The sequence below is a fragment of the Lentzea sp. NBRC 105346 genome (assembly GCF_030269605.1).
Taxonomy (GTDB): Bacteria; Actinomycetota; Actinomycetes; order Mycobacteriales; family Pseudonocardiaceae; genus Lentzea.
The window spans coordinates 1,051,176-1,076,172 of record NZ_BSTQ01000001.1; the positions used below are offsets into that span (position 1 = coordinate 1,051,176).

Below are 24,997 nucleotides of genomic sequence, written 5' to 3' on the forward strand. Positions count from 1 at the left end.
AACATGACCACGTCCAAGCACAGCCGCGTCTCCGCCCTGCCCGCCCACCTGCGCGAGCAGCTGCGTCAACGCCTCGCCGGCGGGGCCGCGCCCGCCAAGAGCACCGCGCCGGTGATCCCGGCCGTGCCCCGCACCGACCCACTGCCGTTGTCGGCCGCGCAGCAACGGTTGTGGTTCCTCAACCGGATGCAGCCCGGCAGCAACGAGTACAACTCGGCGCGGGCGTTGCGCTTCACCGGAAAACTGGACGTATCGCTGCTGGTCAGGTGTGTGCAGCGGCTGGCCCGCAGGCACGAGTCGCTGCGCACGACGTTCGCCGACGGGCCCGTGCAGGTGGTGCACGCACCGGGTGAGCTCGACGTGCGGATCGTGGAGTGCGCGCCGGCAGCGCTGCGGGAAACCCTCACCGCGGAGTTCGCGCGGCCGTTCGACCTGCTGCGCGGGCCGTTGTTCCGGGCGATGCTCGTCCGGCTCGCACCGGACGAGCACGTGCTGCTGCTGAGCGCGCACCACATCATCGTCGACGGCTGGTCGCTCGGTGTGCTCACCGAGGAGCTGGCCGCGCTCTACCGCGGCGAGCCGCTGCCCGAACTGTCCATCCAGTACGCGGACTACGCGGCGTGGCAACGCAAGCAGCAGTTCGACCTCGACAAGTGGAAGACGAAGCTCCAGAACGTCGCACCACTCGAACTGCCGACCGATCGGCCACGGCCCGCCGAGCGCACCGGACAGGGCAGCGCACACACGTTGACCGTGCCCGCGCACATCACGCGCAACCTCAACCAGGTGGCGCGGCAGCACGGGGCCACGTTGTTCGCCACGCTCATGGCCGCCTGCCAGGTGCTGTTCGCGCGGTACGCCGGGCAGGACGACATCGCGGTCGGCACGGTCACGTCCGGCCGCGAGCGAGCCGAGCTGAGCAAGCTCGTCGGGTTCTTCGTCAACACCGTCGTCGTCCGCTCCACTGTGGACACGCGCCGGACGTTCGCGGACTTCCTTGCTCAGGTCCGGGAAACGACGCTGGACGCGCTCGGCGCGGAGGTGCCGTTCGACCAGGTCGTGGACGCGGTCGGCGCGCGGCGCGACCCGAGCCGCAACCCGTTGTTCGACGTCATGGTGCTGCTGCAGAACACCGAGCGCGGGCTGCCCGAGTTTCCCGGTCTCACCACCGCCGATGTGGCGCTGGAGCGGTGGGCGTCGAACTTCGACCTGTGCGTCGAGTTCACCGCCCGTGGTGACGAGCTCGAGTGCGTCGTCGAGTACAGCACCGATCTGTTCGACGGGTCCACGATCGAACGGCTCGGCCAGCATCTGGTCACGCTCCTCGACGGCATCGGACGGGAGCCGAGCAGGCCGATCGGTGAGCTCCCGCTGCTGACCGAGGTCGAGAAGCAGCACATCAGCCGGTGGAACCGCACCGCGCTCGACGTGCCGGGCACGACGTTCACCGCGGTCTTCGAGGACCAGGTTCGGACGACCCCCGAGGCGACGGCCCTGGTCTGCGGCACCTCAGAGCTGACGTACGCGGAGCTGAACGCGCGGGCGAACCGCGTGGCGCACAAGCTGATCGCGGACGGACTCGAGCCCGAGCAGGTCGTCGGCGTCGAGCTGCCCCGCACGGCCGACATGATCGTGGCCATCCTGGGCGTGCTCAAGGCCGGCGGCGTGTACCTGCCGATCGACCCGTCGCTGCCGGACGAACGCCGGGAGCACCTCGCGCAGGACTCGAAGGCGGTCCGGATCATCAAGGACCTGCCGGACAGCGACGACGAGTCGAACCCCGGCGTCGAAGTCGCACCGGACAACGCCGCATACGTCATCTACACCTCGGGATCGACCGGCACGCCCAAGGGTGTCGTGGTCGAGCATCGCAACCTGGTCAACCTGCTCTTCAACCACGTCAACGACTTCGCACCCCGCGACCAGCGGCTGAAGGCGGCCCTCAGCGCGGTGTTCTCGTTCGACACGTCGTGGGAGGGCCCGGTCCTGATGGCCGCCGGGCACGAGCTGCACGTGCTCGACGACACCGTGCGCCTCGACCCGGACGCGCTCGTCGCGTACGTCCGCACCCACGGCATCGACTTCCTCGACCTCACGCCGTCCTACCTGCAGCAGCTGATCCCGGCCGGGCTGCTGGAACAGAACCCCAAGGTCTTGATGCTCGGCGGCGAGGCCCTGCCCGAACGGCTCTGGAAAGAGCTCGGGAACACTGCCGCGTACAACTTCTACGGCCCGACCGAGGTCACGGTCGACGCCGTGTCCTGCAAGGTCAGCGGCGATCGGCCGGTCATCGGCACGCCGCTGAGGAACCTCCAGGCACACGTCCTGGACCCCGACCTGAACGAGGTTCCGGTCGGGGTCGCGGGCGAGCTGTACCTGAGCGGTGCGCAGGTCGCGCGCGGCTACCTCGGTCGTCCCGGTCTGACGGCACAACGGTTCCTGCCGAATCCGTTCGGTACGGGCCGGATGTACCGAACGGGCGACCGGGTGCGGTGGACCGCGGAGGGGCAGCTCGAATACCTGGGTCGCGCGGACGACCAGGTCAAGGTGCGCGGGTTCCGCATCGAGCCCGGCGAGATCGAGGCCGCGCTCACCAGGCACGCCCTGATCACCGACGCCGTCGTGGTTGTGCGATCCGACGGCGGGCACGACCGGCTCGTCGCGTACACCGTGGGCACGGCACCGGATCTGCGGGCGTGGCTCAAGCGCACGCTGCCGGACTACATGGTGCCGTCCGCGTTCGTCGAGATCGACCGGATGCCGTCGACGCACAACGGAAAGGTCGACAAGCGCGCGCTGCCCGCGCCGACGTTCGAGCAGGAGACCTTCCAGGCACCGCGCACCCGCACGGAACAGCAGCTCGCCGCGATCTGGGCGGACGTGCTGGGCGTCGAACGGGTCGGCGTCGCCGACAACTTCTTCGGGCTGGGCGGCGACTCGATCCTCGCCATCGGCCTGGTCTCCAAGGCTCGCAAGGAAGGCCTGCGGCTGTCGTCGCGGGACGTGTTCCGCCACCAGACGATCGCGGAGCTGGCCCTGGTCGCCGCAGCGGACGAGGTCGACGACACCCCGGTCATCGAGGGCCCGGCGCCGCTCACGCCGATCCAGCACTGGTTCTTCGAGCACGAGAACAGCCCCGGCTACGTCATGTCGATGTACGTCGACCTGGTGTCCGATGTGGACCACGCGCGGCTGCGGCGAGCCTTGGACACCGTTGTCGTTCACCACGAGGCGCTGCGCACGCGGTTCGTCGACGGCAGGCAGGAGGTCACCGGGCTCGCGCCGTTCCTCGAGGTCATCGACGACGAGGACCACGAGCCGCACCTGCGTGACGTCCACCTGGACATCACCCGCGGACCGGTCGTGCGCGCGGTCCTGTTCACCTCGCCGACGCCACGACTGTTCCTCGCCGTGCACCACCTGGTGATCGACGGTGTGTCGTGGCGAATCCTGCTGGAGGACCTGGAGAAGGCCTACCAGGGCGAAGAACTCGACCCCATCGGCACCCCCTTCACCCAATGGGCCCACCGCCTGACCGCCCACGTCCAGTCCGGCGCCTTCGCGGACGCTCTCCCCCACTGGAATGCCGTTAAGGCCACCATCACTGCGTCCAGCGCAGCAAAGGTGGCCATAACGGCACCTCGGCGGAGGTTCACGGTGGAGTTGGATGAGGGGACCACTGGGAAGCTGCTGCACGACGTCCCGGGGGTATACCGGACGCAGGTCAACGACGTTCTGCTCGCTGCGCTTGCGAAGACCGTTAGCCCGCACATCACGCTGGAGGGTCATGGGCGCGAGGACGTTGTTGACGCGGATCTGTCACGCACGGTCGGCTGGTTCACCACCCAGTTCCCGGTGGCGCTCAACGTCCCCGACGGTGACTGGGGCACGATCCTCAAGTCCGTCAAGGAACAGCTGCGCGCGATCCCGCACAAGGGCCTGTCCTACGAGGCGCTGCGCTACCTGACCGACAGTGGTCTCACCGGTGATCTGCCGGACGTCGTGTTCAACTACCACGGCCAGTGGGACGCCGGCCGGTCAGCGTTGTTCGGCGCCCGGCACGAGGTGCCCGGCGACCTGTCCCGGCACGCCCTGGAGATCAACGGTCTCGTCGAGGACGGCCGGCTCAAGCTGACCTGGTCCCACGTCGGCGAAGACCGGAAGCCGCAGGCCGAGGCGATGCTCCAGGCGCTGCGCGAGATCGTCGAGCACTGCGCCACCAGCCCCGGCGGCCGCACGCCGTCGGACTTCCCGCTGGCCAGGCTCACCCAGGCGCAGGTCGACGCGCTCGGACCGGTCGAGGACGTCTACCCGCTGACGCCACTGCAGGCCGGCATGGTGTTCCACAACCTGCTCGACGAGAACGCCTACGTCGACCGGCTCGAGCTCGTGCTCGACGGCGTCGACGACCCGGAGAAGCTGCGCGAGGCGTGGCGGAAGGTCATCGCCCGCACTCCGGTGCTGCGCACGAGCATCGTGTGGGAGGGCGTCGACGAACCCGTCCAGGTCGTGCACCGCGACGAGTCGCCGTTGGTGAAGATCGACATCGAACCGCTGGGCGAGCAGCGGGTCCGGCTCGGCTGGGAGTCGCACCACGTGCTGCTCGACGGCTGGAGCACCGCGCAGGTGTTCGCCGAGGTCTGCGCCGAGTACCGAGGTGAACGACCGCCCGTCCGGCGCCCGTTCCGCGACTACCTGCAATGGCTCGCCGACCAGGACGCGACCGCCGCGGAACAGTACTGGCGCACCGCGCTGCACGGCGCCGAGCCCACGCCGCTCCCCTACGACCGGCCACCGGCCGAAGCCCATCAGGCCGAGTCGACGTCGTCCGTCAAGGTCGCACTGTCCACTCCGGACTCCGCCGAACTCCGCGAGTTCGCCAGGAAGCACGGTCTGACGGTCAACACGCTCGTGCAGGGCGCGTGGGCACTGCTGCTCTCCCGGTACAGCGGCGAGCGCGACGTCGTCTTCGGCAGCACGGTGTCCGGCCGTCCCGCCGAGCTCGCGGGTGTCGAGTCGATGATCGGCATGTTCATCAACACCGTCCCGACCAGGGTCGTCGTCGACAACCGGCCCGTCACCGAGTGGCTGCGGCGGCTGCAGGACACGCAGAGCGAGTCGCGGGCGTTCGAGCACGTGTCGCTCGCGCAGCTGGGCGCGAACCTGTTCGACAGCGTCGTGGTGTTCGAGAACTACCCGTTCGACCGGGCGTCCACGGCCGTGCCGCGCGTGGTCGAGGTCAACGCCACCGACACCACCAACCTGCCGATCACGCTGACCGCGCACCTCGACGAGCGGCTGAACTTCGACCTCGCCTACGACCCGCGGCTGTTCGACGACACCACCGCGCGACGCATGGCGGACCGGCTGCACCTGCTGCTCACCGGCATCGCCGCCGACCCGGCCCAGCGGATCGACGAGATTCCGTGGCTCACCGCTTCGGAACGCACCCAGGTGCTCCACGAGTGGAACGACACCGCGCTGCCCACGTCCGGTGAGCTGTTCCACCGGGTGTTCGAGCGGCAGGCCGAGGCGACTCCGGACGCTCGGGCCGCGGTGCCCTACACGTTCGCCGAACTGAACGCGCGCGCGAACCGGTTGGCGCACAAGCTGATCGCTCAGGGCGCCGGTCCCGAGCGGATCGTCGCGCTGTCGTTGCCGCGCACCGCCGACATGGTCGTGGCGATCCTGGCCGTGCTGAAGGCGGGCGCCGCGTACCTGCCGATCGACCGGGACCTGCCGCAGGAGCGTGTCGACCAGCTGCTCGCCGACGCCGGCGCGACGTTGCTCACCGAGATCGGAGACCTCGACTTCCCGGACACCAACCCGGACGTCGCGGTGCGGCCGGAGAACGCGGCGTACGTGATCTACACGTCCGGATCGACGGGCAAGCCGAAGGGTGTCGTCGTCGAGCACCGGCAGCTGGCGAACCTCTACGCCGACCACCGGCACACCCTGATCCCCGATGAGCCGCAACGGTTCGCGCTCACCGCGGCGTTCTCGTTCGACACGTCGTGGGAGGGCCTGCTGTTCCTGGCCGCCGGCCACGAACTGCACGTGATCGACGAGGAGCTGCGGCTCGACCCGCCCGCGCTCGTCCGGTACGTCACCGAGCACGGCATCGACGTCATGGACGTGACGCCGACCTACGCGCGGCAGCTGATCCCGGCCGGCCTGCTCGACTCCGGCCTGCGGGCGCTCATGCTCGGCGGCGAGGCGGTCGACGAGGCGCTGTGGCGTGAGGTTCGCGAGAAGGTCAAGGCGTACAACTACTACGGCCCGACGGAATGCGCCGTCGACGCGACGTGGTGCACGCTCGACGAGTCCGAGCGGCCGGTCATCGGCCGGCCGATGCGCAACCTCCAGGCGCTCGTCCTCGACTCGTCGCTGCGGCCGGTTCCCGTCGGCGTTCCGGGCGAGCTGTACGTGGCGGGTGCGCAGGTCGCCCGCGGTTACCTCAACCGGCCCGGCCTGACCGCAGAGCGGTTCATCGCCAATCCGTACGGACCGGGGCGCCTCTACGCGACCGGTGACCGGGTGCGATGGACGTCCGACGGACTGCTCGACTACCTCGGCCGCACCGACGACCAGGTCAAGATCCGCGGCATGCGGATCGAGCCCGGCGAGGTCGCCGCGGCCCTGCTGGCCGTTCCCGGTGTGCGGGAGGCCGTTGTCGTGGCGCTCGACGGGCGGCTCGTCGCCTACCACGTCGGCACGCCGTCCACGGATCCACGCGAACACCTTTCGCGGATTCTGCCCGATCACATGGTTCCGTCCGCCATTGTCGAACTCCGTTCGCTTCCGCTGTCCTCGAGCGGCAAGCTCGACCGGAAGGCGCTGCCCGCGCCGGAGTTCAAGACCGCCGAGTTCGTGGCACCGCGCAACGCCACCGAGCAGGTGATCGCGGACGCGTGGGCCGAGGTGCTCGGCGTCGACCGCGTCGGCGCGCACGACAACTTCTTCGCGCTCGGCGGCGACTCGATCCTGAGCATCCGGGTCATCTCGCGGATCCGAACGGCGTTCGACATCGTCGTGTCGCCACGGGCGGTGTTCCAGCACCCGACCGTCGCGGGCCTGGCGTCGGTCCTGCCGACCGGGTCGGCCGACACGATTCCCCGTGCACCACGCGACCAGGCGCTGCCCCAGTCGTTCGCCCAGCAGCGGTTGTGGTTCCTCGACCAGTTCGAGCCGGGCGGCACGGAGTACATCACCCCGACCGCGCTGCGACTGCGCGGACCGCTCGACCTCGACGCGTTGAACCGATCGCTGACGGCACTTGTCGCGCGACACGAGTCGTTGCGTACGACATTGTCGAACGGCGTTCAGATCGTGCACGAGCCGTACGAGGTGCAAGTGCCGGTCGTCGAGGGCTTCCTCCACGAGATCCTCCTGGAGGAGACGACCCGGCCGTTCGACCTGCGCACCGGCCCGCTGCTGCGAACGCGCCTCGTCCGGATCGACGACGAGGAGCACGTGCTGATCCTGACGCTGCACCACATCATCACCGACGGCTGGTCGACCAGCGTGCTCACCGAGGAGCTCGGCACGTTGTACGCGGGCGGCGAGCTGCCGCCGCTGCCGGTGCAGTACGCGGACTTCGCGGTGTGGCAACGGGAGCAGGACCTCGACGGCCAGCTCGACTTCTGGCGTGAACAGCTGCGCGGCGTCGCACCGCTGGAGCTGCCGACCGACCGGCCACGCCCCGCGGTGCGCACCAGCAACGGCGCGATGCACGAGTTCGCCGTACCCGAGTCCGTGCTCAAGGGCCTCCGCGACGACGAGCACACGTTGTTCATGACCCTGGTCGCGGCGTGCCAGCTGCTCTTCGCCCGCTACGCCGGGCAGGAGGACGTCGCGGTCGGCACCGTCACGTCCGGGCGCGACCGCGCCGAGCTGGAGAACGTCATCGGGTTCTTCGTGAACACCGTCGTGCTGCGGTCCACTGTGGATCCGGCGCGGCCGTTCCGCGACTTCCTCGGCGATGTCCGCCAGACCGTGCTGGACGCGTTCGCGCACCAGGACGTGCCGTTCGAACGCGTCGTGGACGCCCTGCGGCCCGAACGCGACACCAGCCGCAACCCGCTGTTCGACGTGATGGTGCTGCTGCAGAACACCGCGTCGGAGGTGCCCGACCTCGCCGGTCTGGCCGTCGAGGAGGTGCAGCTGCCGGTCGTCACCTCGACGTGCGACCTGACGATCGAGTTCCAGGAGCAGGACGGGCTGCTGCGCGGCGCGTTCGAGTACAACCCCGACCTGTTCGACGCGAGCACGATCGAACGGATGGCGCGGCATCTGGTCGTGCTGCTCACCGAGGTCGCCGCCGGTCGGCCGGTCACCATGCTCGACCAGGGTGAGGCGGCCCAGGTACTGGCGTGGAACGACACCGCCACCGAGGTGACCGACCGGCCGTACCCGCGGATCTTCGAGGCGCAGGCGTGGCTCACGCCCGACGCGACCGCGCTCGTGTGCGAGGGCACCGAGCTCACGTTCGCCGAGCTGAACGCGCGGGCCAACCGGTTGGCGCACAAGCTGATCGCCGACGGCGCCGGTCCTGAGCGGATCGTCGCGCTGACGTTGCCGCGCACCGCGGACTTCGTGGTCGCGCTGCTCGCGGTGCTCAAGGCGGGCGCGGTGTACCTGCCGGTGGACCGCGACCTGCCCGCCGACCGGATCGAGTTCCTGCTGCGGGACGCGCGGCCGGTCGTCGTGCTGGACGAGATCGGCGACCTGTCGGGCTATCCCGACACGGCCCCCGAGGTGGCGATCGACCCGGCGCACACGGCGTACGTGATCTACACGTCCGGTTCGACGGGCACGCCGAAGGGTGTCGCGGTCGAGCACCGCAACCTCACCAACCTGGTTGCGAACCACCGGGCCGAGTTCCCCGCGGACCGGCTCAAGGTCGCGCTGACCGCGGTGTTCTCGTTCGACACGTCGCTGGAAAGCCTGGTGCTGCTGGCCTGCGGGCACGAGCTGCACGTGATCTCCGACGACGTGCGGCGCGAACCGGAGGCGCTCGTCGAGTACGTGGGCCGGCACGGCATCGAGTTCCTCGACCTCACGCCCGCCTACGCACAGCAGCTCATCCCGGCCGGTCTGCTCGACCAAGACCCGAAGATCATCATGCTGGGCGGCGAGGCGGTGACCGACGCGTTGTGGCGGCAGCTGGCCGCGGCCGACGTGACCGCGTACAACTTCTACGGCCCAACCGAGTTCACGGTCGACGCCACGTCGTGCGAGATCACCGGCACGCGCCCGGTCATCGGCCGGCCACTGCGCAACCAGCGCGCGTACGTGCTCGACGAGGCGCTGCGGCCCGTACCGGTCGGCGTGCCGGGTGAGCTGTACCTGGCGGGCACGCAGGTCGCCCGCGGCTACCTCAACCGTGCCGGGCTGACCGCGCAACGGTTCGTCGCGAACCCCTTCGGGCCGGGCCGGCTGTACCGCACGGGTGACCGCGTCCGCTGGACGCCCGAGGGCACGCTCGAGTACTTCGGCCGGGTCGACGACCAGGTCAAGGTGCGCGGGTTCCGCATCGAGCCCGGCGAGATCGAGGCCGTCCTGCTGCAGCACCCGGACGTGTCAGCCGCTGTGGTCGTGGCGCGGGAGGTCAACGGGCACAAGCGACTCGTCGCGTACGTGGTGTCGAGCAACACCGACCTGGCCGGCTGGGTGGGGAAAACACTGCCCGCGCACATGGTGCCGTCGGCGTTCGTCGCGCTGGAGGCGTTGCCGCTCACGCCGAGCGGCAAGGTCGACAAGCGGTCGCTGCCGGAACCGGTCTTCGCCGAAAAGACGCGCACTGAGCCGCGCACGGGCACCGAACGAGTCTTGGCCCAGGTGTGGGCCGAGGTGCTGGGCGTCGGCGCGGTCGGGATCGAGGACAACTTCTTCGGTCTCGGCGGCGACTCGATCCTCAGCATGCAGGTGGTCGCCCGCGCGCGCCGTGAGGGTCTGCTGATCACGTCGAAGGACGTGTTCCTCCACCAGACCGTCGCGGCGTTGGCGACCATCGCGCGAGAGGCGCCGGAGCCGGAGGGCCACGACCTGGTCACCGGCCCGGCGCCGCTCACCCCGATCCAGAACTGGTTCTTCGCCCACGACGGCACGAACGACTACACGATGTCGATGTACGTCGAGCTGGCGCTTGGCACCGACGTCGACCGGCTCGCCAAGGCGGTCGAGGCCGTGGCACGGCACCACGAGGCGTTGCGGACGCGGTTCGTGAACGGGCGCATGGAGGTCACCGACGAGGTGCCGCGCCTGGAGCTGGTGTCCGAAGTGGACCGTGGTGGTCTCGACATCGCCGCCGGGCCGGTCATGCGCGCGCAGCTCGTCGGTGGAACTCGACTGTTCCTACTCGTGCACCACCTGGTGATCGACGCGGTGTCGTGGCGCATCCTGCTGGAGGACCTGGAGCTGGCTTACGAGAACAGGCCACTCCCGGAGACGACCACGCCGTTCGGCCAGTGGGCGCACCGGCTCACCCGCCGCGACTTCCGCGACGCGCTGCCCTACTGGCGGGCGATCGAGCTGGGTGCGGCGAATGTTCCAAATCAACGGGAGCAGTTCGTCGTCGAGCTCGACGAGGACACGACCGCGAAGCTGCTGCACGAGGTGCCCGGCGTGTACCGCACGCAGATCAACGACGTGCTGCTCAGCGCGCTCAGCAAGACCCTCGGCGGCACCTTCACGCTCGAAGGACACGGCCGCGACGACAGCGTGTCGCGCACGGTCGGCTGGTTCACCAGTCAGTTCCCCGTGCACCTCGACATCCCAGACGGCGACTGGGGCGTGGTCCTCAAGTCGGTCAAGGAGCAGCTGCGGGCCATCCCGCACAACGGCCTGTCGTACGAGGTCCTGCGATACCTCACGCCCGACAGTGGCCTGACCGGCGACCTGCCGGACATCTGCTTCAACTACCTGGGCCAGTGGGACTCCGCCGACGCCGAGGGCCTGTTCCGCGACCGGCTCGACGCACCCGGTGAGGACGCGAAGTCCACGCACCTGATCGACATCACGGCCGCAGTCGAGAACGGCCGGCTGCGGATCGACTTCGATCATGGTCTCGAAAAAGCCGAGATGCGCACCAAGGCCGAAGCGCTGCTGCAGGCGTTGCGGGAGATCGTCGACCACTGCGCGACCAGCCCCGGCGGCCGCACGCCGTCGGACTTCCCGCTGGCCAGGCTGACCCAGGCGCAGGTCGACGCACTGGACCTGCCCGAGGACGTCTACCCGCTGACGCCGCTGCAGACCGGCATGGTGTTCCACAGCCTGCTCGACGAGAACGCCTACGTCGACCGGCTGGAGGTCGTCATCCACGGCGTCACCGACGCCGAGGAGTTCCGCGCCGCGTGGCAACGGGTCATCGCACGCAACCCGGTGCTGCGCACCAGCATCGTGTGGGAAGGCGTCGACGAACCGGTCCAGGTCGTGCGGGCCGGGCAGTCACCACTGCTGAAGATCGACGTCACGGAGATCGACGCGAACACCGTCCGTCTCGTTTGGTCGACGCACCACGTGCTGCTCGACGGCTGGAGCGTCGCGCAGGTCTTCGCGGAGGTCTGTGCGGAGTACCGGGGTGAGCCGATCGGACCTCGCCGTCCGTTCCGCGACTATCTGGGCTGGCTCGCCGAGCAGGACGCCCAGGCCGCCGAAACCCATTGGCGGGCCGTGCTCGACGGGTTCACTTCGCCCACCCCGCTGCCGTTCGACCGGCCGCCGGCCGAGGCGCACCGCAGCGAGTCCAGCGCGGTCCTGCAGCTCGACCTGGCCGTAACGGAAATCGACCGCATGGCCCGGAATCACGGGTTGACCGTCAACACCGTGGTCCAGGGCGCCTGGGCGTTGCTCCTCTCGCGGCTCAGCGGTGAACGCGACGTCGTGTTCGGCAGCACGGTCTCCGGCCGTCCCGCCGAGCTGACCGGCGTCGAGTCGATGATCGGCATGTTCATCAACACCGTCCCGACCAGGGTCGTTGTCGACGACCGCGTCGTGGCGGACTGGCTGCGGGACCTGCAGAACGCCCAGAGCGAGTCCCGCGCGTTCGACCACGTGTCGCTCGCCCAGCTGCAGGGCTGGTGCGGAACCCGGCTGTTCGACAGTTTGCTCGCGTTCGAGAACTACCCCGTCGGCGATTCGGATGACACTCTGCGGGTCGAGATCATCGAGGGCAGGGACACGACCACACTCCCGCTGGCCGTGCGCGCCCATGCTGATGAGGAGCTGCACGTGGAGCTCACATACGACCCGCGTCTGTTCGACGCGGAGACGGTGGCGCTGCTGGGCAGACGACTGTCCGAGCTGCTGCAGGAGCTGGCCGCCAAGCCCGACCGGTCGCTGCGGGAGCTGCGCTGGATGTCGGCCGAGGAAGAGCACCAGATCCTCGTCGAGTGGAATGGAACCGCGACCGGCCACCCGTCGGCCACGCTCCCCGAGCTGTTCGCGGAGCAGGCGGCACGCACGCCGGACCGCATCGCGGTGACGTTCGAAGGGGAGCACCTCACCTACGCGGAGCTCGACTCGCGGGCGAACCGGCTGGCACACCGGCTCATCGCCGACGGCGCCGGGCCGGAGCGGTACGTGGCGCTGCGGCTGCCGCGCGGCCTGGACCTGGTCGTCGCGATCCTCGGCGTGCTCAAGTCCGGCGCCGCCTACCTGCCGATCGACCTCAGCTACCCGCCCGAGCGCGTGCAGCGGATGCTCGACGACGCGAAGCCGATCACGTTGCTCGAGGAGCTGCCCGACCTCTCGGAGTTCCCGCACACCGAACCGGCGGCGCCGCTGCGGGCCGACCACCCCGCCTACGTGATCTACACGTCCGGGTCGACCGGTGTGCCCAAGGGCGTGGTCATCCCGCACAGCAACGTCGTCCGGCTGTTCGAGCAGACCCGGCAGTGGTTCCAGTTCGACGAGGACGACGTGTGGACGCTGTTCCACTCGTCCGCGTTCGACTTCTCCGTGTGGGAGCTCTGGGGACCGCTGCTGTACGGCGGCCGGCTCGTCGTGGTGCCGCACGACGTGTCGCGCTCGCCCGAGGCGTTCCTCCGGCTGCTGCACGACGAACGCGTCACCGTGCTCAACCAGACGCCGTCGGCCTTCTACCAGCTGATGGCGTGCGAGCAGATCCCGTTGTCGCTGCGGTACGTCGTCTTCGGCGGTGAGGCGCTCGACCTGTGGCGGCTCGCGGACTGGTACCGGCACCACGACGCGGTGCTGGTCAACATGTACGGCATCACCGAGACGACCGTGCACGTGTCGTTCCTCGCGCTCGACCCGGACCTCGCGGCGAAGGCGAACGGCAGTCTGATCGGCGCCGGCATCCCGGACCTGCGCGTGTACGTGCTCGACGAGAACCTGCGGCCGGTGCCGCCCGGTGTCATCGGCGAGATGTTCGTCGCCGGCGAGGGGCTTGCCCGCGGCTACCTCAACCGGCCGGGGCTGACGGCGTCGCGGTTCATCGCGAACCCGTTCGATAGCGGACGCATGTACCGCACCGGCGACCTGGCGCGCTGGCAGCCGGGCGGGCAGCTCGAGTACCTCGGCCGCGCCGACCACCAGGTCAAGATCCGCGGGTTCCGCATCGAGCTCGGCGAGATCGAGGCCGTGCTGCACCCGGCCGTCGAGCACGTCGCGGTGATCGAACGCGACCAGCGGCTCATCGCCTACTTCGTCGGTTCCTCGGAGATCGCCGACCTGCGGGAGCTGGCCGCCAGGTCGCTGCCGGACTACATGGTGCCCTCGGCGTTCGTGCGCCTCGACCGGCTGCCGTTGAACTCCAACGGAAAGCTCGACAAGCGGGCCCTGCCGGATCCGGACCGTGACGCGGCCACCAGCACCGAGTACGTCCAGCCGCGCACCGAGACCGAACGCGTCATCGCGCGCGTCTGGGCGGACGTGCTCGGCGTCGAACGGGTCGGCGCCGCGGACAGCTTCTTCGAGCTGGGCGGTGACTCGATCAGCAGCATCCGGGTGATCTCCCGGCTGCGCGGCGAGTTCGGTGTCGACCTCTCGCCCCGCGACCTGTTCGACCACCCGACCGTCGCCGGGCTCGCACTCGTGCTGCCCGGCCGCGGGATGACGACGATTCCCGTGGTGTCGCGCGACGGCGAGCTGGAACTGTCGTTCGCGCAGCAACGGCTGTGGTTCCTCGACCAGTTCGAGCCCGGCGGCACGGAATACGTCACGCCGCTCGCGGTCCGCCTGATCGGTGACCTCAACGTGGTCCTGCTGTCGTGGGCGATGACCGCCCTGGTCGCCCGGCACGAGTCGCTGCGCACCACGTTCCGCACGATCGACGGGCGCGGGGTGCAGGTGGTGCATCCGCCGGCTCCGGTCGTGGTTCCCGTGGTGTCCGGTGACGTCGAGGAGATCCTGGCGCGCGAGGCGAACACTCCGTTCGACCTCACCACGGGTCCGCTGCTGCGGCCCTTGCTGATCAAGGTCTCTGATAGCGAGCACGTCCTGGCGCTCACCATGCACCACATCGTCACCGACGGCTGGTCCGGCGGACTGGTGATGGAGGAGCTCAGCGCCCTCTACGCCGGTCACGATCTGCCGCCGCTGCCCGTGCAGTACGCGGACTTCGCGGCGTGGCAACGATCCCTGCCGCTCGGCGAGCAGCTGGACTACTGGCGCGAGCAGCTGCGCGGGGTCACCGCGGTCGAGCTGCCGACCGACCGGCCGCGCCCTGCCGTGCACACGACCAACGGCGCGCAGCACGAGTTCACGCTGCCCGCCTGCGGACTGCGCTCGCTGGTCCGGGGGCACGACAGCACGATGTTCACCGCGCTGGTCGCGGCGTGCACGCTGTTGCTGCAGCGGTGGTCCGGGCAGGACGACATCGCGATCGGCACGGTCACGTCCGGCCGCGAGCACCCGGAGCTGGAGCGGCTGGTCGGGTTCTTCGTGAACACGCTGACGCTACGGTCCACTGTGGACGGCGAGAAGTCGTTCACCGAGTTCCTCACCGACGTGCGCCGGACCGTGCTGGACGCGTTCGCGCACCAGGACGTGCCGTTCGAGCGCGTGGTGGACGCGGTGCAGCCGGACCGCGACACCAGCCGGACTCCGCTCTTCCAGGTGCTGGTGGCGTTGCAGAACGCGCCCGGCGCGGTGGCCGGCCTGCCGGGCATCGAAGCGGAGGACATCGACCTGCCGGTGCAGACCGCCAGCTTCGACGTGGCGTTCGAGTTCACCGAGCTGGGCGACGAGCTGCTCGGGTCCATCACCTACAACACGGACCTGTTCGACCACTCGACGATCGCGCGTCTGGCCGAGCATCTCACCGTGCTGGTCGACGGGATCGTGGACGCGCCGCACCGGCCGGTCGGCCAGCTGCCGATGCTCACCCCGGCCGAGCTCGACGTGCTGCGGTCGTGGAACGACACCACGCGTGCGGTCTCGCCGGCATCGCTTTCGCAGCTGTTCGAGGCGCAGGTTCTCCGGACGCCGGACGCCCCGGCGCTGGTGTTCGCCGGTGGCTCGATCAGCTTCGCGGAGCTGAACGAACGGGCGAACCGGCTGGCTCGGCTGCTGGTCGATCGCGGTGCCGGGCCCGAGCGGATCGTGGCGGTCAAGCTGCCCCGGTCGGTCGACATCATCGTGACCGAGCTGGCCGTGGCGAAGACCGGCGCCGCGTTCCTGCCCGTCGACCCGAACTACCCGGCCGAGCGCATCGAGTTCATGCTGCGCGACTCCGCACCGGTGTTCGTGGTGGATTCCACTTTGGACGCGTCCACGTATTCGGCCGAGAACCTCGACACCCCGATCGACTTCGACCAGCCGGCCTACGTGATCTACACGTCCGGTTCGACGGGCACGCCGAAGGGTGTCGTCGTGACGCACGCCGGCCTGGCGTCGTTCTCGGCGGCGGAGATCGAGCACTTCCAGGTGCGGCCCGGCGACCGGGTGCTGGAGTTCAGCTCCCCCAGCTTCGACGCCTCGGTGCTCGAGCTGTGCATGTCCCTGCCCGCCGGTGCCGCACTGGTCGTGCCGCCACCCGGACCGTTGCTCGGGTCCGCGCTCGCCGACGTGCTGCGGGAGTTCGGCGTCACGCACGCGCTCATCCCGCCGGTCGCGATGGCGACCGTCCCGGACGAGCCGCTGCCCGACTTCCGGACGTTGATCGTCGGTGGTGACGCCTGCTCGGCCGAACTGGTCGCACAGTGGGCGCCCGGCCGCCGGATGATCAACGCCTACGGTCCTACCGAGTCCACTGTGGTCACTTCGTGGAGCGAGCCGCTCGTCCCCGGCGGGCTGCCGCCGATCGGCGGGCCGATCTGGAACACGCAGGTGCATGTGCTCGACCCGTCGTTGCGCCCGGTGCCGGTCGGGGTGGCCGGCGAGCTGTACGTCAGCGGTGTCGGCCTGGCGCGGGGATACCTGAACCGGCCGGGACTCACCGCGGCTCGGTTCCTGCCGAACCCGTTCGGGCCGGGCCGCATGTACCGGACCGGCGACGTCGTCCGGTGGAACACCTATGGAGAGCTGGAGTTCGTGGGGCGCGTCGACGAGCAGGTGAAGATCCGCGGGTTCCGCGTGGAGCTGGGCGAGATCGAGACCGCCCTGTTGCGGCACCCGGCCGTGCGCGAGGCCGTCGTGGTGGCGCAGGAGTTCCACGGCCACAAGCGGCTCGTCGCCTACGTGGTCGGCTCGGTCGACGGGTTGCGCGAGTTCCTCGGCGAGACGCTGCCGGACTACCTGGTGCCGTCGGCGTTCGTTCCGCTGGACCGGGTGCCGATGTCGCCCAACGGCAAGGTCGACCGCAAGGCGCTGCCGGTGCCGGACCTCTCGGCCCTGCACACCGCGGCGTACGTGGCGCCGCGCAACGAGGTCGAGTCGTCGCTGGCGTCGCTGTGGGCGGATGTGCTCGGCCTGGACCGGGTGGGCGTCGAGGACAACTTCTTCGGCCTGGGCGGCGACTCGATCCTGAGCATCCAGGTGGTCGCCCGCGCCCGGAAGATCGGTCTCGGCCTGGCGACGAAGGACCTCTTCCTGCACCAGACGATCGCCGAGCTCGCACCGCACGTGTCGCACTCGTCCGCTGAGGGCGACCGCGGTGAGGTGGTCGGCGACGTGCCGCTGCTGCCGATCCAGCGCTGGTTCTTCGCCGGGCAACGCCGGTCGCCACACCACTTCAACCAGTCACATCTGGTCCGGTTGACGTCCTCGCCCGACCTGGATGCGCTGCGGCTCGCCTTCCAGGCGTTGCTCAAGCACCACGACGCACTGCGGATGCGGTTTGTGGACGGGGTGCAGCACAACCCGCCGTTCACGCCGGTGGACGTGCTGTCGGTCGAGGCCGGTGATATCTCCGAGGTGGCCGACGCGCTGCACGCCGGGTTCGACCTGGCCTCGGGCCCGCTGCTGCGGGCGGCCCTGTTCGACGGCGACCTGCTGTTCATCGTGGCGCACCACCTGGTGGTGGACGGCGTGTCGTGGCGCATCCTGCTGGACGACCTCGACACCGCCTATCACCAAGCGCTGCGGGGTGAGCCGATCGACCTGGGCACCAAGTCGACGTCCGTCCGCGACTGGGCCGTCGCACTGGAGTCCTTTGTGGATTCCGGCGGCCTCGACCACGAGATCCCCTTCTGGGAGTCGGTGACCCCGTGCGCTTTGCCCGGGTCTGTCGTCGACGAGTCCGTCGCCGCGTTCGAGCTGTCGGCCGAGGACACCACGGCCCTGCTGCGCGGCGCGCCCGCCGCGTACCGCACGGGTATCAACGACGTGCTGCTCGGTGCGTTGTCGTGGGCGCTGACCCGCTGGACCGGGTCGTCGTCGGTGACGATCAACCTGGAGGGCCACGGCCGCGAGGACGTGCTGGACGGCGTGGACCTGTCCCGCACGGTCGGCTGGTTCACCACGATGTTCCCGGTGCAGCTCACCGTCGGTTCCGGCTCGAACTGGCGCGATCTGGTCAAGTCCGTACGCCGGCAGCTGCGCCGCGTACCGGGCAACGGCTTCGGCTACGGCGCGCTGCGCTGGTCCGGCCGCGTACCGGGCGTGGACCCGCTGGTGTCGTTCAACTACCTGGGCCAGTTCGACTCGCGGGCGGAGGACACCTCGCAGTCGCTGTTCGGCGAGGTGCTGCCGGCGGTGGGCCAGGAGCACGATCCCGCGGACCGCGACCCGCACCTGGTGCAGGTGGTCGGCGAGGTCGGCGACGGGCGGATGACGTTCAGCGTGATCCACCGGGTGGCCGGATTCGATCAGGTGATCTCGGACTTCCAGTCCGCGCTGCGGTCGATCGCCGAGGATTGCCGGGGTGCGCTGTGACAGTCCCCTTGTCCCGCAACCGCAACTACACCCTGCTCTGGGCCAGCCAGGCGCTGTCCGAGGTCGGGTTCAACGCCTCACTGATCGCCTTTCCTTTGGTGGTCCTGGCGGTCACCGGCTCCGCCGCCGCTTCCGGCCTGGTGCTTGCCGCCGACGCGGTGGCGCAGCTCGTGGTCGGTCTGCCCGGCGGCGCGTTGGTCGACCGGTGGGATCGCCGAAAGGTGATGCTGTGCTGCGAGGCGGTGCAGGGGCTGTCGCTGGCGAGCCTGGCCTTCGCGCTGTGGCAGGACACGGCTTCCGTGGCGCACATGGTGTTGGTTTCCGCGGTCATGGGCACCTGCCGTGCCCTGTTCGAACCTGCCGAGGACGCGTGTCTGCCGAACGTGGTGCCCGAGTCGCAGCTGTCCACTGCGGTCGCGATGAACGCGGCCCGCTCGTCGGTCGGGCAGATGGCGGGCACCGCGCTCGGTGGCTTCCTGGTGGCGCTCGGCCGCTGGGTCCCGTTCTTCGTCGATGCTGTTGCCCGCCTGATCGCGGTGATCGCGTTGTCGTTCCTTCGCGTGCCGCCGCGCCCACCTCGGGTCGAGGAGCGGCACTTCGGCCGCGAGATCCTCGAAGGGTTGCGGTGGGTGTGGCACCAGCGGGAGATGCGGGTTACCGCCTGGTGCGCGGTCACGCTGAACCTGTTCTTCAGCGCCTACTACCTGGTGATCATCGTGCTGACCGAGCAGCGTGGTGTGCCCACCGGTGAGATCGGTGTGATGGCCGCGATGCTCGGCGTGGGCGGGATCATCGGGTCGCTCCTCGCGCCCAAGCTTGGCGAGTGGCTGACGCCGTACTGGTCGATCGCCGGGGTGTTCTGGGCTTTGACTGCGATCACCCCGCTGGCGGTGTTCGTCCACAGCGGATACGTGATGGGGTTGTTGTTCGCGTTGATGGCGCTTCTTGCGCCTACTGCCAACACGGTTATCAGTACTCACCAGCTGCTGCACACCCCGGACTCGTTGCGTGGCCGGCTCAGTGGGGTGATGAGCGTTGTGGTTGGCGCTGCCGCTGCTGCCGGTCCGGCGCTCGGTGGTGTGTTGGTGGAGTTGGTTCCTGGTTCTGGCGCGGTGCTGCTGTGCGCGGGCGGTATCGCGGTCATCACGGTGCTCGTCACCGTGAATCCTGTGCTCCGCGCTTATCCACGGAAGGTCATGGCATGAGGGACGACATCGAGTACCAGGTGCTGATCAACGAGGAGGAGCAGTACTCGTTGTGGCCCGCTTCGCACGAGGTGCCCGCCGGGTGGCGGGCGGTTGGGTTTACTGGGTCGCAGGAGGAGTGCTCGGCTCACGTTGACTCGGTGTGGACGGACATGCGGCCGCTCAGCCTGCGCCAGCGGATGGGCGCCTAAGGGGCGACACGCGGGGGCTGAACGGGCAACACGCGCGAGTCGGCCGTTCGGACTAGGACCACTCCGACTGGCGTTGCCACGTCAGCAGGTTGTCTAACACCTCGCCCGGCCAGCCTCGGTCGTCCAGTTCGGCCATTGCGGCGTACCGGCCACGGTAGAAAAGCAGCGGCGCCTCGTTCTTTGGCTCGCCCAGCTCCACGACTCGGCCGATCACCACGTGGTGGTCGCCCGCGTCGTGGACCGTGGACACCGTGCAGTCGACCCATGCGAGCGCCCCGTCCAGTACGGGCGCCCCGGTGGACGAGAGCGACCACGAGATGCCGGAGAACTTGTCCGCACCAGCGCGCCCGAACACGGCGGACACGTCACGCTGCGACTCCGCCAGCACGTTCACACAAAAGTGCCCGGCCGAGGCGATGGCTGCCCAACTCCGCGAACTCCGCTGCGGGCAGAACAACACCAGCGGCGGATCCAGCGACAGCGCCGCGAACGCCTGACACGCGAACCCGACCGGCTGCCCGGAGGACACACCGGTCACCACGGTCACGCCCGTACAGAAATGCCCGAGCACCGACCGAAACCGGGTCACTTCTGGAAGCCCACGCTGAAGTCGTGTCCCCACAGGCTCACCGCCGTACTCTCTCGCGCGATCCACTCCTCATCGGACACCTGACGCCCTTCGCAGCCGAACTCCACGTCAAACCCGCCGGGCGACTTCATGTAGAACGACAGCATCAGGTCGTTCACGTGCCTGCCCAGCGTCGCGGACATGGGCACCTTGCGGCGCGAAGCGCGGTCCAGGCAGAGGCCCACATCGTCGGTGGAAGCCACCTCGACCATGAGGTGCACGATGCCGCTGGGCGTGGGCATCGGCAGGAACGCCAGGCTGTGGTGTCTTGGGTTGCAGCCGAAGAAGCGCAGCCACGCGGGTGGGCCGTCCGCCGGGCGGCCTACCAACTGCGGGGGTAGCCGCATCGAGTCGCGCAGGCGGAAGCCGAGCACGTCCCGGTAGAAGTGCAGGGCGGCCTCGTCGTCGTGGGTGGAGAGCACGACGTGGCCGAGGCCTTGTTCCTCCGTCACGAAGCGGTGTCCGTAGGGCGACACCACGCGGCGGTGTTCCAGGGCCGCGCCGTGGAAGACCTCCAGGGTGTTGCCGGACGGGTCGTCGAATCGGATCAGGCCGTTGACCCGGCGTTCGGCCAGCTCGTCGGGCGAACCCTCCTTGAACGCGACTCCGGCGGCGGTGAGCCGGTCACCGATCTCGCCCAAAGCAGCTTCGTGCGCCACTTCCCACCCGGACGCCAAAAGCCGGTCGGTGGAGCCCGGCACGATCACCAGACGTGCGGGGAAGTCGTCCATCCTCAGGTACAGGGCACCGTCCACAGCGCCCTTGCCCTCGACCATGCCTAGGACCTTCAACCCGAACTCGCGCCACCGGTCCATGTCGGTGGCCTCGATCCGCAGATAGCCCAGGGAACGGATACCCATCTACGCCTCCGCCAAGAAGTCCATCGCCAAGCGGTTGAACTCGTCGAACTTCTCCAGCTGCGCCCAGTGCCCGCAGCCGCCGAACACGTGCAGCTGCGCGCGCGGGATGAGTTTCAACGCCAGCAACGCCCCGTCCAGCGGGTTGACCCGGTCCTCGCGGCCCCAGATCAATAGCACACGCTGGCGCAGCTTGTAGGCCTCCCGCCACAGCATGCCCTGCTCGAAGTCGGGGCCGGCGAACGACTTGCCCAGCGCGGCCATGGCGCGCAGCGACTCCGGTTGGGAGGCAACGGAGAACCGTTCGTCGATCAGTTCGTCGGTGACCAGGGACTGGTCGAACACCATGATCCGGAGGAACTCCTCGATCCGCTTGCGGGAGGGATCGCGGGCGAACGCGCTGAGCTTGCGCACGCCCTCGGTCGGGTCCGGCGAGAAGACGTTCAGCGAGAGACCACCGGGACCCATCAGCACCAGACGAGCCGCGCGACGAGGGTTGTCCAGAGCGAACCGGACTGCCGTGCCGCCGCCCAGCGAGTTGCCCAGGATGTGTGCCTTCTCGATCTCCAGAGAGTCGAGCAGGTCGCGGAGTGCGGCTGCCGCGAAGGTGAAGTACTGGTTGTGCTCCGTGGGCTTGTCGGACTCGCCGAAACCCGGCATGTCCACCGCCAGCACGCGGAACGACTTGGCGAACACCGGGATGTTGCGGCCGAAGTTGCTCATCGCCGACGCGCCCGGACCGCCGCCGTGCAGCAGGACCAGCGTCTCGGCGTGGTCGGCGCCGGCCTCGTGATAGTTCAACCGCATGCTTCCCCCTCAGAACAGGCCGTCGCGGACCGGGATGCCGAGTTCGCCCTTGCCGTACATGACGAGCGCGCGTTCCGGGTCGTTGGCCGCGTGCACTCGAGCGGCGTGGGCGTCGCGCCAGAACCTGGGTAGCGCCTTGCCGTTGTCGATGGCCTTGCCGCCCGCGCTCTCGAAGAGGCGGTCGATGGCCGCGATCGCCCTGGCGCTGCCGAGGACCTGGTCGCGCCGGGCCCGCAGGCGCAGCTCGATCGGGATCTTCTCCGAACGCGCGGCCAGATCCATCTCCTCGTTGATGTCGCGTTCGAGCTGCAACCAGGCGGAGTCGATGTCGTTGGCCGCATTGGCGATCCGCACCTGTGCGAACGGGTCTTCGGACGACTTCTCGCCCAGGTACGCCGACCGGATGCGTTCGCGAGTGGCGCCGACGTGCGTCTCGTACGCGCCGACGGCCATGCCGATCATCGGTGCGGTGATGGCGTACGGATGGATTGTGCCGTAAGGCATCCGGAACAGCGGGCCGGGGTTGACGTCCTGGCCGGGGCAGACACACCTCGCCGTATTAGCCATGCTCAGCGTGCGGTGCTCGGGCACGAACACGTCCTCGACGAGGATGTCGTTGCTGCCGGTGCCGCGCAGGCCAACCGTGTCCCACACGTCGATGATCGTGTAGTCGGCGATCGGCAGCAGGAACGTGCGGAAGTCGACCGGCTTGCCCTCGTCGTTCATCACCAGGCCGCCCAGCAGCACCCACGTCGCGTGGTCGCAGCCGGACGAGAAGCTCCATCGGCCGCTGAACCGGAACCCGCCGTCGACGGGACGGGCGCGGCCCACGGGAGCGTAGGAGGACGAGATGCGGGTGTCCTGATCGTCCGCCCACACCTCGTCCTGCGCTTGGGCGGCGAAGAGCCCGACGTGCCATGGATGCACGCCGAGCACCGAAGCCACCCAACCGGTCGAGCCGCACGCGCTCGCGATCAGCTTCACGGCAGTGTAGAACGCGAGCGGGTGCGCCTCGAACCCTCCGTGCCGCAGGGGTTGCAGCAACCGGAAGAACCCTGTCTCCTGTAACGCTTTGATCGACTCCACGGGCACGCGCCGGAGATCCTCCGCCTCCTGGGCCCGGTCGCGCAGCGCGGGCAGCAGCTCGCGCACCTTGTCGAGGACCTGCTCGGTCATGCCTGCTCCCTGCTCAGCTCCAGTGCGATGTCGATCAGCTGATCCTCTTGCCCGCCAACGAGTTTGCGTTCCCCGGCACGAACCAGAATCTGCGCACCGGACACGCCGTACCGCGCGGCCTGCGTATACGCGTGTTTGAGGAAGCTCGAGTAGACGCCGGCGTAGCCCATCATCAGCGCCATCCGGTCCAGCAGGCACTCCTCAGGCATCACCGGCCGGACGACGTCCTCGGCCGCGTCCACGATCTTGAAGAAGTCCACCCCGGTGGAGAAACCGAGCTTGTCACACACGCCGACGAACGCCTCCAGCGGCGTGTTCCCGGCACCGGCCCCGAACCCGCGCACGCTGCCGTCGATCTGCTGCGCCCCAGCACGTACCGCCGCCACCGAGTTGGCCACCGACAGCCCGAGGTTCTCGTGCCCGTGGAACCCGACCTGCGCGTCATCGCCCAACTCCCCGACGAGAGCAGACACACGGTCCGAAACCTGTTCCAGGACAAGGGCTCCGGCCGAGTCCACCACGTACACGCACTGGCACCCGGCGTCGGCCATGATCCGCGCCTGCTTCGCCAACGCCTCCGGTGGCCTCGAGTGGGACATCATCAGGAACCCGACGGTCTCCAGCCCGCGCTCACGGGCGAGCCCGAAGTGCTGCACCGAGATGTCCGCTTCCGTGCAGTGGGTGGCGATGCGGCAGATCGAAGCGCCGTTGTCCTGCGCGACCAGGATGTCGTCCTTCACGCCGACACCGGGGAGCATGAGCACGGCGATCTTGGCAGAACGAGCCGTGTCCGCCGCGGTCTTGATCAGCTCCTGCTCCGGGGTGTGACTGAAGCCGTAGGTGAACGACGAGCCGCCAAGCCCGTCGCCGTGCGCGACCTCGATGACCGGCACACCGGCCTCGTCGAGCGCGCCGACGATCGAGCGGACGTCGTCGACGGTGAACTGGTGCCGCTTGTGGTGCGAGCCGTCACGCAGTGACGTGTCGGTCAACCGCAGCATGCGCGATCTCCTCCCCCACCTTGGTCGCGGCGGCCGTCATGATGTCGAGGTTCCCGGCGTACGCGGGCAGGAAGTCGCCGGCGCCCTCGATCTCCACGAAGATCGACACGCGGCCGGGATCGAACTGCGGTTCGCTGAGCAGCCGGTAGCCGGGTACGTACGACGCGATGTCCGCGGCCATCCGGTCGATCGAGTCGGCGATCACGTCGACCGGCGCGCCCTCGGGGATCGCGCAGAAGATCGTGTCCCGCATGATCATGGGTGGGTCGGCCGGGTTCAGCACGATGATCGCCTTGCCACGCTGGGCGCCGCCGATCGCCTCTATCCCCCGGCTCGTCGTGCGGGTGAACTCGTCGATGTTGGCGCGCGTCCCCGGTCCCGCGCTGACCGACGCGACACTGGCGACGATCTCCGCGTACTCCACCGGAACGACCCGGGAAACCGCGTACACCATGGGAATCGTGGCCTGGCCACCGCACGTGATCAGGTTGAGGTTGGGCGCCTCGCGGTGTTCGCCGAGGTTGACCGGCGGCACGACGTACGGCCCGACCGCCGCGGGCGTCAGGTCGACCGCGCGGATGCCGGCCTCGGCGTAGCGCGGCGCGTTGGCCGCGTGCACAGCGGCCGAGGTGGCCTCGAAGACGATGTCCGGCAGCTCGTCCTGGCGCAGCAACCAGTCGACGCCCTCGACGGTCGTCTCCAGCCCCGCCTCGCGGGCCCGCCGAAGCCCCTCGCTCGACGAGTCGATGCCGACCATCCACCGCGGTTCGATCACCGGCGAACGCACGAGCTTGTACATCAGGTCGGTACCGATGTTGCCGGACCCGACGATGGCCGCCTTCAACCCGTTCAC

The 24,997-nt window shown here is 69.3% G+C and carries 9 protein-coding genes; 3 read left to right on the plus strand and 6 right to left on the minus strand.

Annotated elements, in window-relative coordinates; all coding sequences use genetic code 11:
• The first annotated feature begins 3 nt into the window (after positions 1-3).
• From QSK35_RS03760 to QSK35_RS03770, 3 genes are read left to right on the plus strand one after another with little or no spacing between them, the layout of a single operon-like run.
• Entirely contained in the window at positions 4-18,279 is an 18,276-nt protein-coding gene (locus QSK35_RS03760) for a non-ribosomal peptide synthase/polyketide synthase (protein WP_285742221.1), read from the plus strand.
• Positions 18,276-19,484, plus strand: coding sequence for an MFS transporter (locus tag QSK35_RS03765; protein ID WP_285742223.1), 1,209 nt, complete (start codon positions 18,276-18,278; stop codon positions 19,482-19,484). Before QSK35_RS03760 ends, QSK35_RS03765 begins: the two co-directional genes overlap by 4 nt.
• Positions 19,481-19,675 (plus strand): MbtH family protein, encoded by a 195-nt coding sequence (locus QSK35_RS03770; RefSeq protein ID WP_285742225.1) that lies wholly within the window; start codon positions 19,481-19,483, stop codon positions 19,673-19,675. The genes QSK35_RS03765 and QSK35_RS03770 overlap by 4 nt, the downstream gene beginning before the upstream one ends.
• Before the next feature lie 52 nt (positions 19,676-19,727).
• On the opposite strand, the gene hsaB is transcribed toward QSK35_RS03770, so the two are convergent.
• Genes hsaB through QSK35_RS03800 form a run of 6 tightly spaced genes read right to left on the minus strand, consistent with a single transcriptional unit; the run spans position 19,728 to position 24,997 of the window.
• Positions 19,728-20,297, minus strand: coding sequence for a 3-hydroxy-9,10-secoandrosta-1,3,5(10)-triene-9,17-dione monooxygenase reductase subunit (gene hsaB / locus QSK35_RS03775; RefSeq protein ID WP_285742227.1), 570 nt, complete (start codon positions 20,295-20,297; stop codon positions 19,728-19,730).
• On the minus strand, positions 20,261-21,163 hold the full coding sequence (hsaC, locus tag QSK35_RS03780) for an iron-dependent extradiol dioxygenase HsaC (RefSeq protein WP_285742228.1): 903 nt from the start codon (positions 21,161-21,163) through the stop codon (positions 20,261-20,263). The genes hsaB and hsaC overlap by 37 nt, the downstream gene beginning before the upstream one ends.
• A complete protein-coding gene (hsaD, locus tag QSK35_RS03785; RefSeq protein WP_285742230.1) occupies positions 21,164-21,967 on the minus strand; it encodes a 4,5:9,10-diseco-3-hydroxy-5,9,17-trioxoandrosta-1(10),2-diene-4-oate hydrolase in 804 nt (267 codons plus the stop codon).
• A 9-nt stretch (positions 21,968-21,976) separates the two neighbouring features.
• A complete protein-coding gene (gene hsaA / locus QSK35_RS03790; RefSeq protein WP_285742232.1) occupies positions 21,977-23,143 on the minus strand; it encodes a 3-hydroxy-9,10-secoandrosta-1,3,5(10)-triene-9,17-dione monooxygenase oxygenase subunit in 1,167 nt (388 codons plus the stop codon).
• Positions 23,140-24,144 (minus strand): 4-hydroxy-2-oxovalerate aldolase, encoded by a 1,005-nt coding sequence (gene dmpG / locus QSK35_RS03795; RefSeq protein WP_285742233.1) that lies wholly within the window; start codon positions 24,142-24,144, stop codon positions 23,140-23,142. Before dmpG ends, hsaA begins: the two co-directional genes overlap by 4 nt.
• A complete protein-coding gene (locus QSK35_RS03800) occupies positions 24,113-24,997 on the minus strand; it encodes an acetaldehyde dehydrogenase (acetylating) (protein ID WP_285742235.1) in 885 nt (294 codons plus the stop codon). Before QSK35_RS03800 ends, dmpG begins: the two co-directional genes overlap by 32 nt.

Coding starts and splice junctions, on each gene's coding strand:
- QSK35_RS03760 (WP_285742221.1), top strand. CDS start 4: ATGACCACGTCCAAGCACAGCCGCGTCTCCGCCCTGCCCGCCCACCTG.
- QSK35_RS03770 (WP_285742225.1), top strand. CDS start 19,481: ATGAGGGACGACATCGAGTACCAGGTGCTGATCAACGAGGAGGAGCAG.
- hsaC (WP_285742228.1), bottom strand. CDS start 21,163: ATGGGTATCCGTTCCCTGGGCTATCTGCGGATCGAGGCCACCGACATG.
- hsaD (WP_285742230.1), bottom strand. CDS start 21,967: ATGCGGTTGAACTATCACGAGGCCGGCGCCGACCACGCCGAGACGCTG.
- hsaA (WP_285742232.1), bottom strand. CDS start 23,143: ATGACCGAGCAGGTCCTCGACAAGGTGCGCGAGCTGCTGCCCGCGCTG.
- dmpG (WP_285742233.1), bottom strand. CDS start 24,144: ATGCTGCGGTTGACCGACACGTCACTGCGTGACGGCTCGCACCACAAG.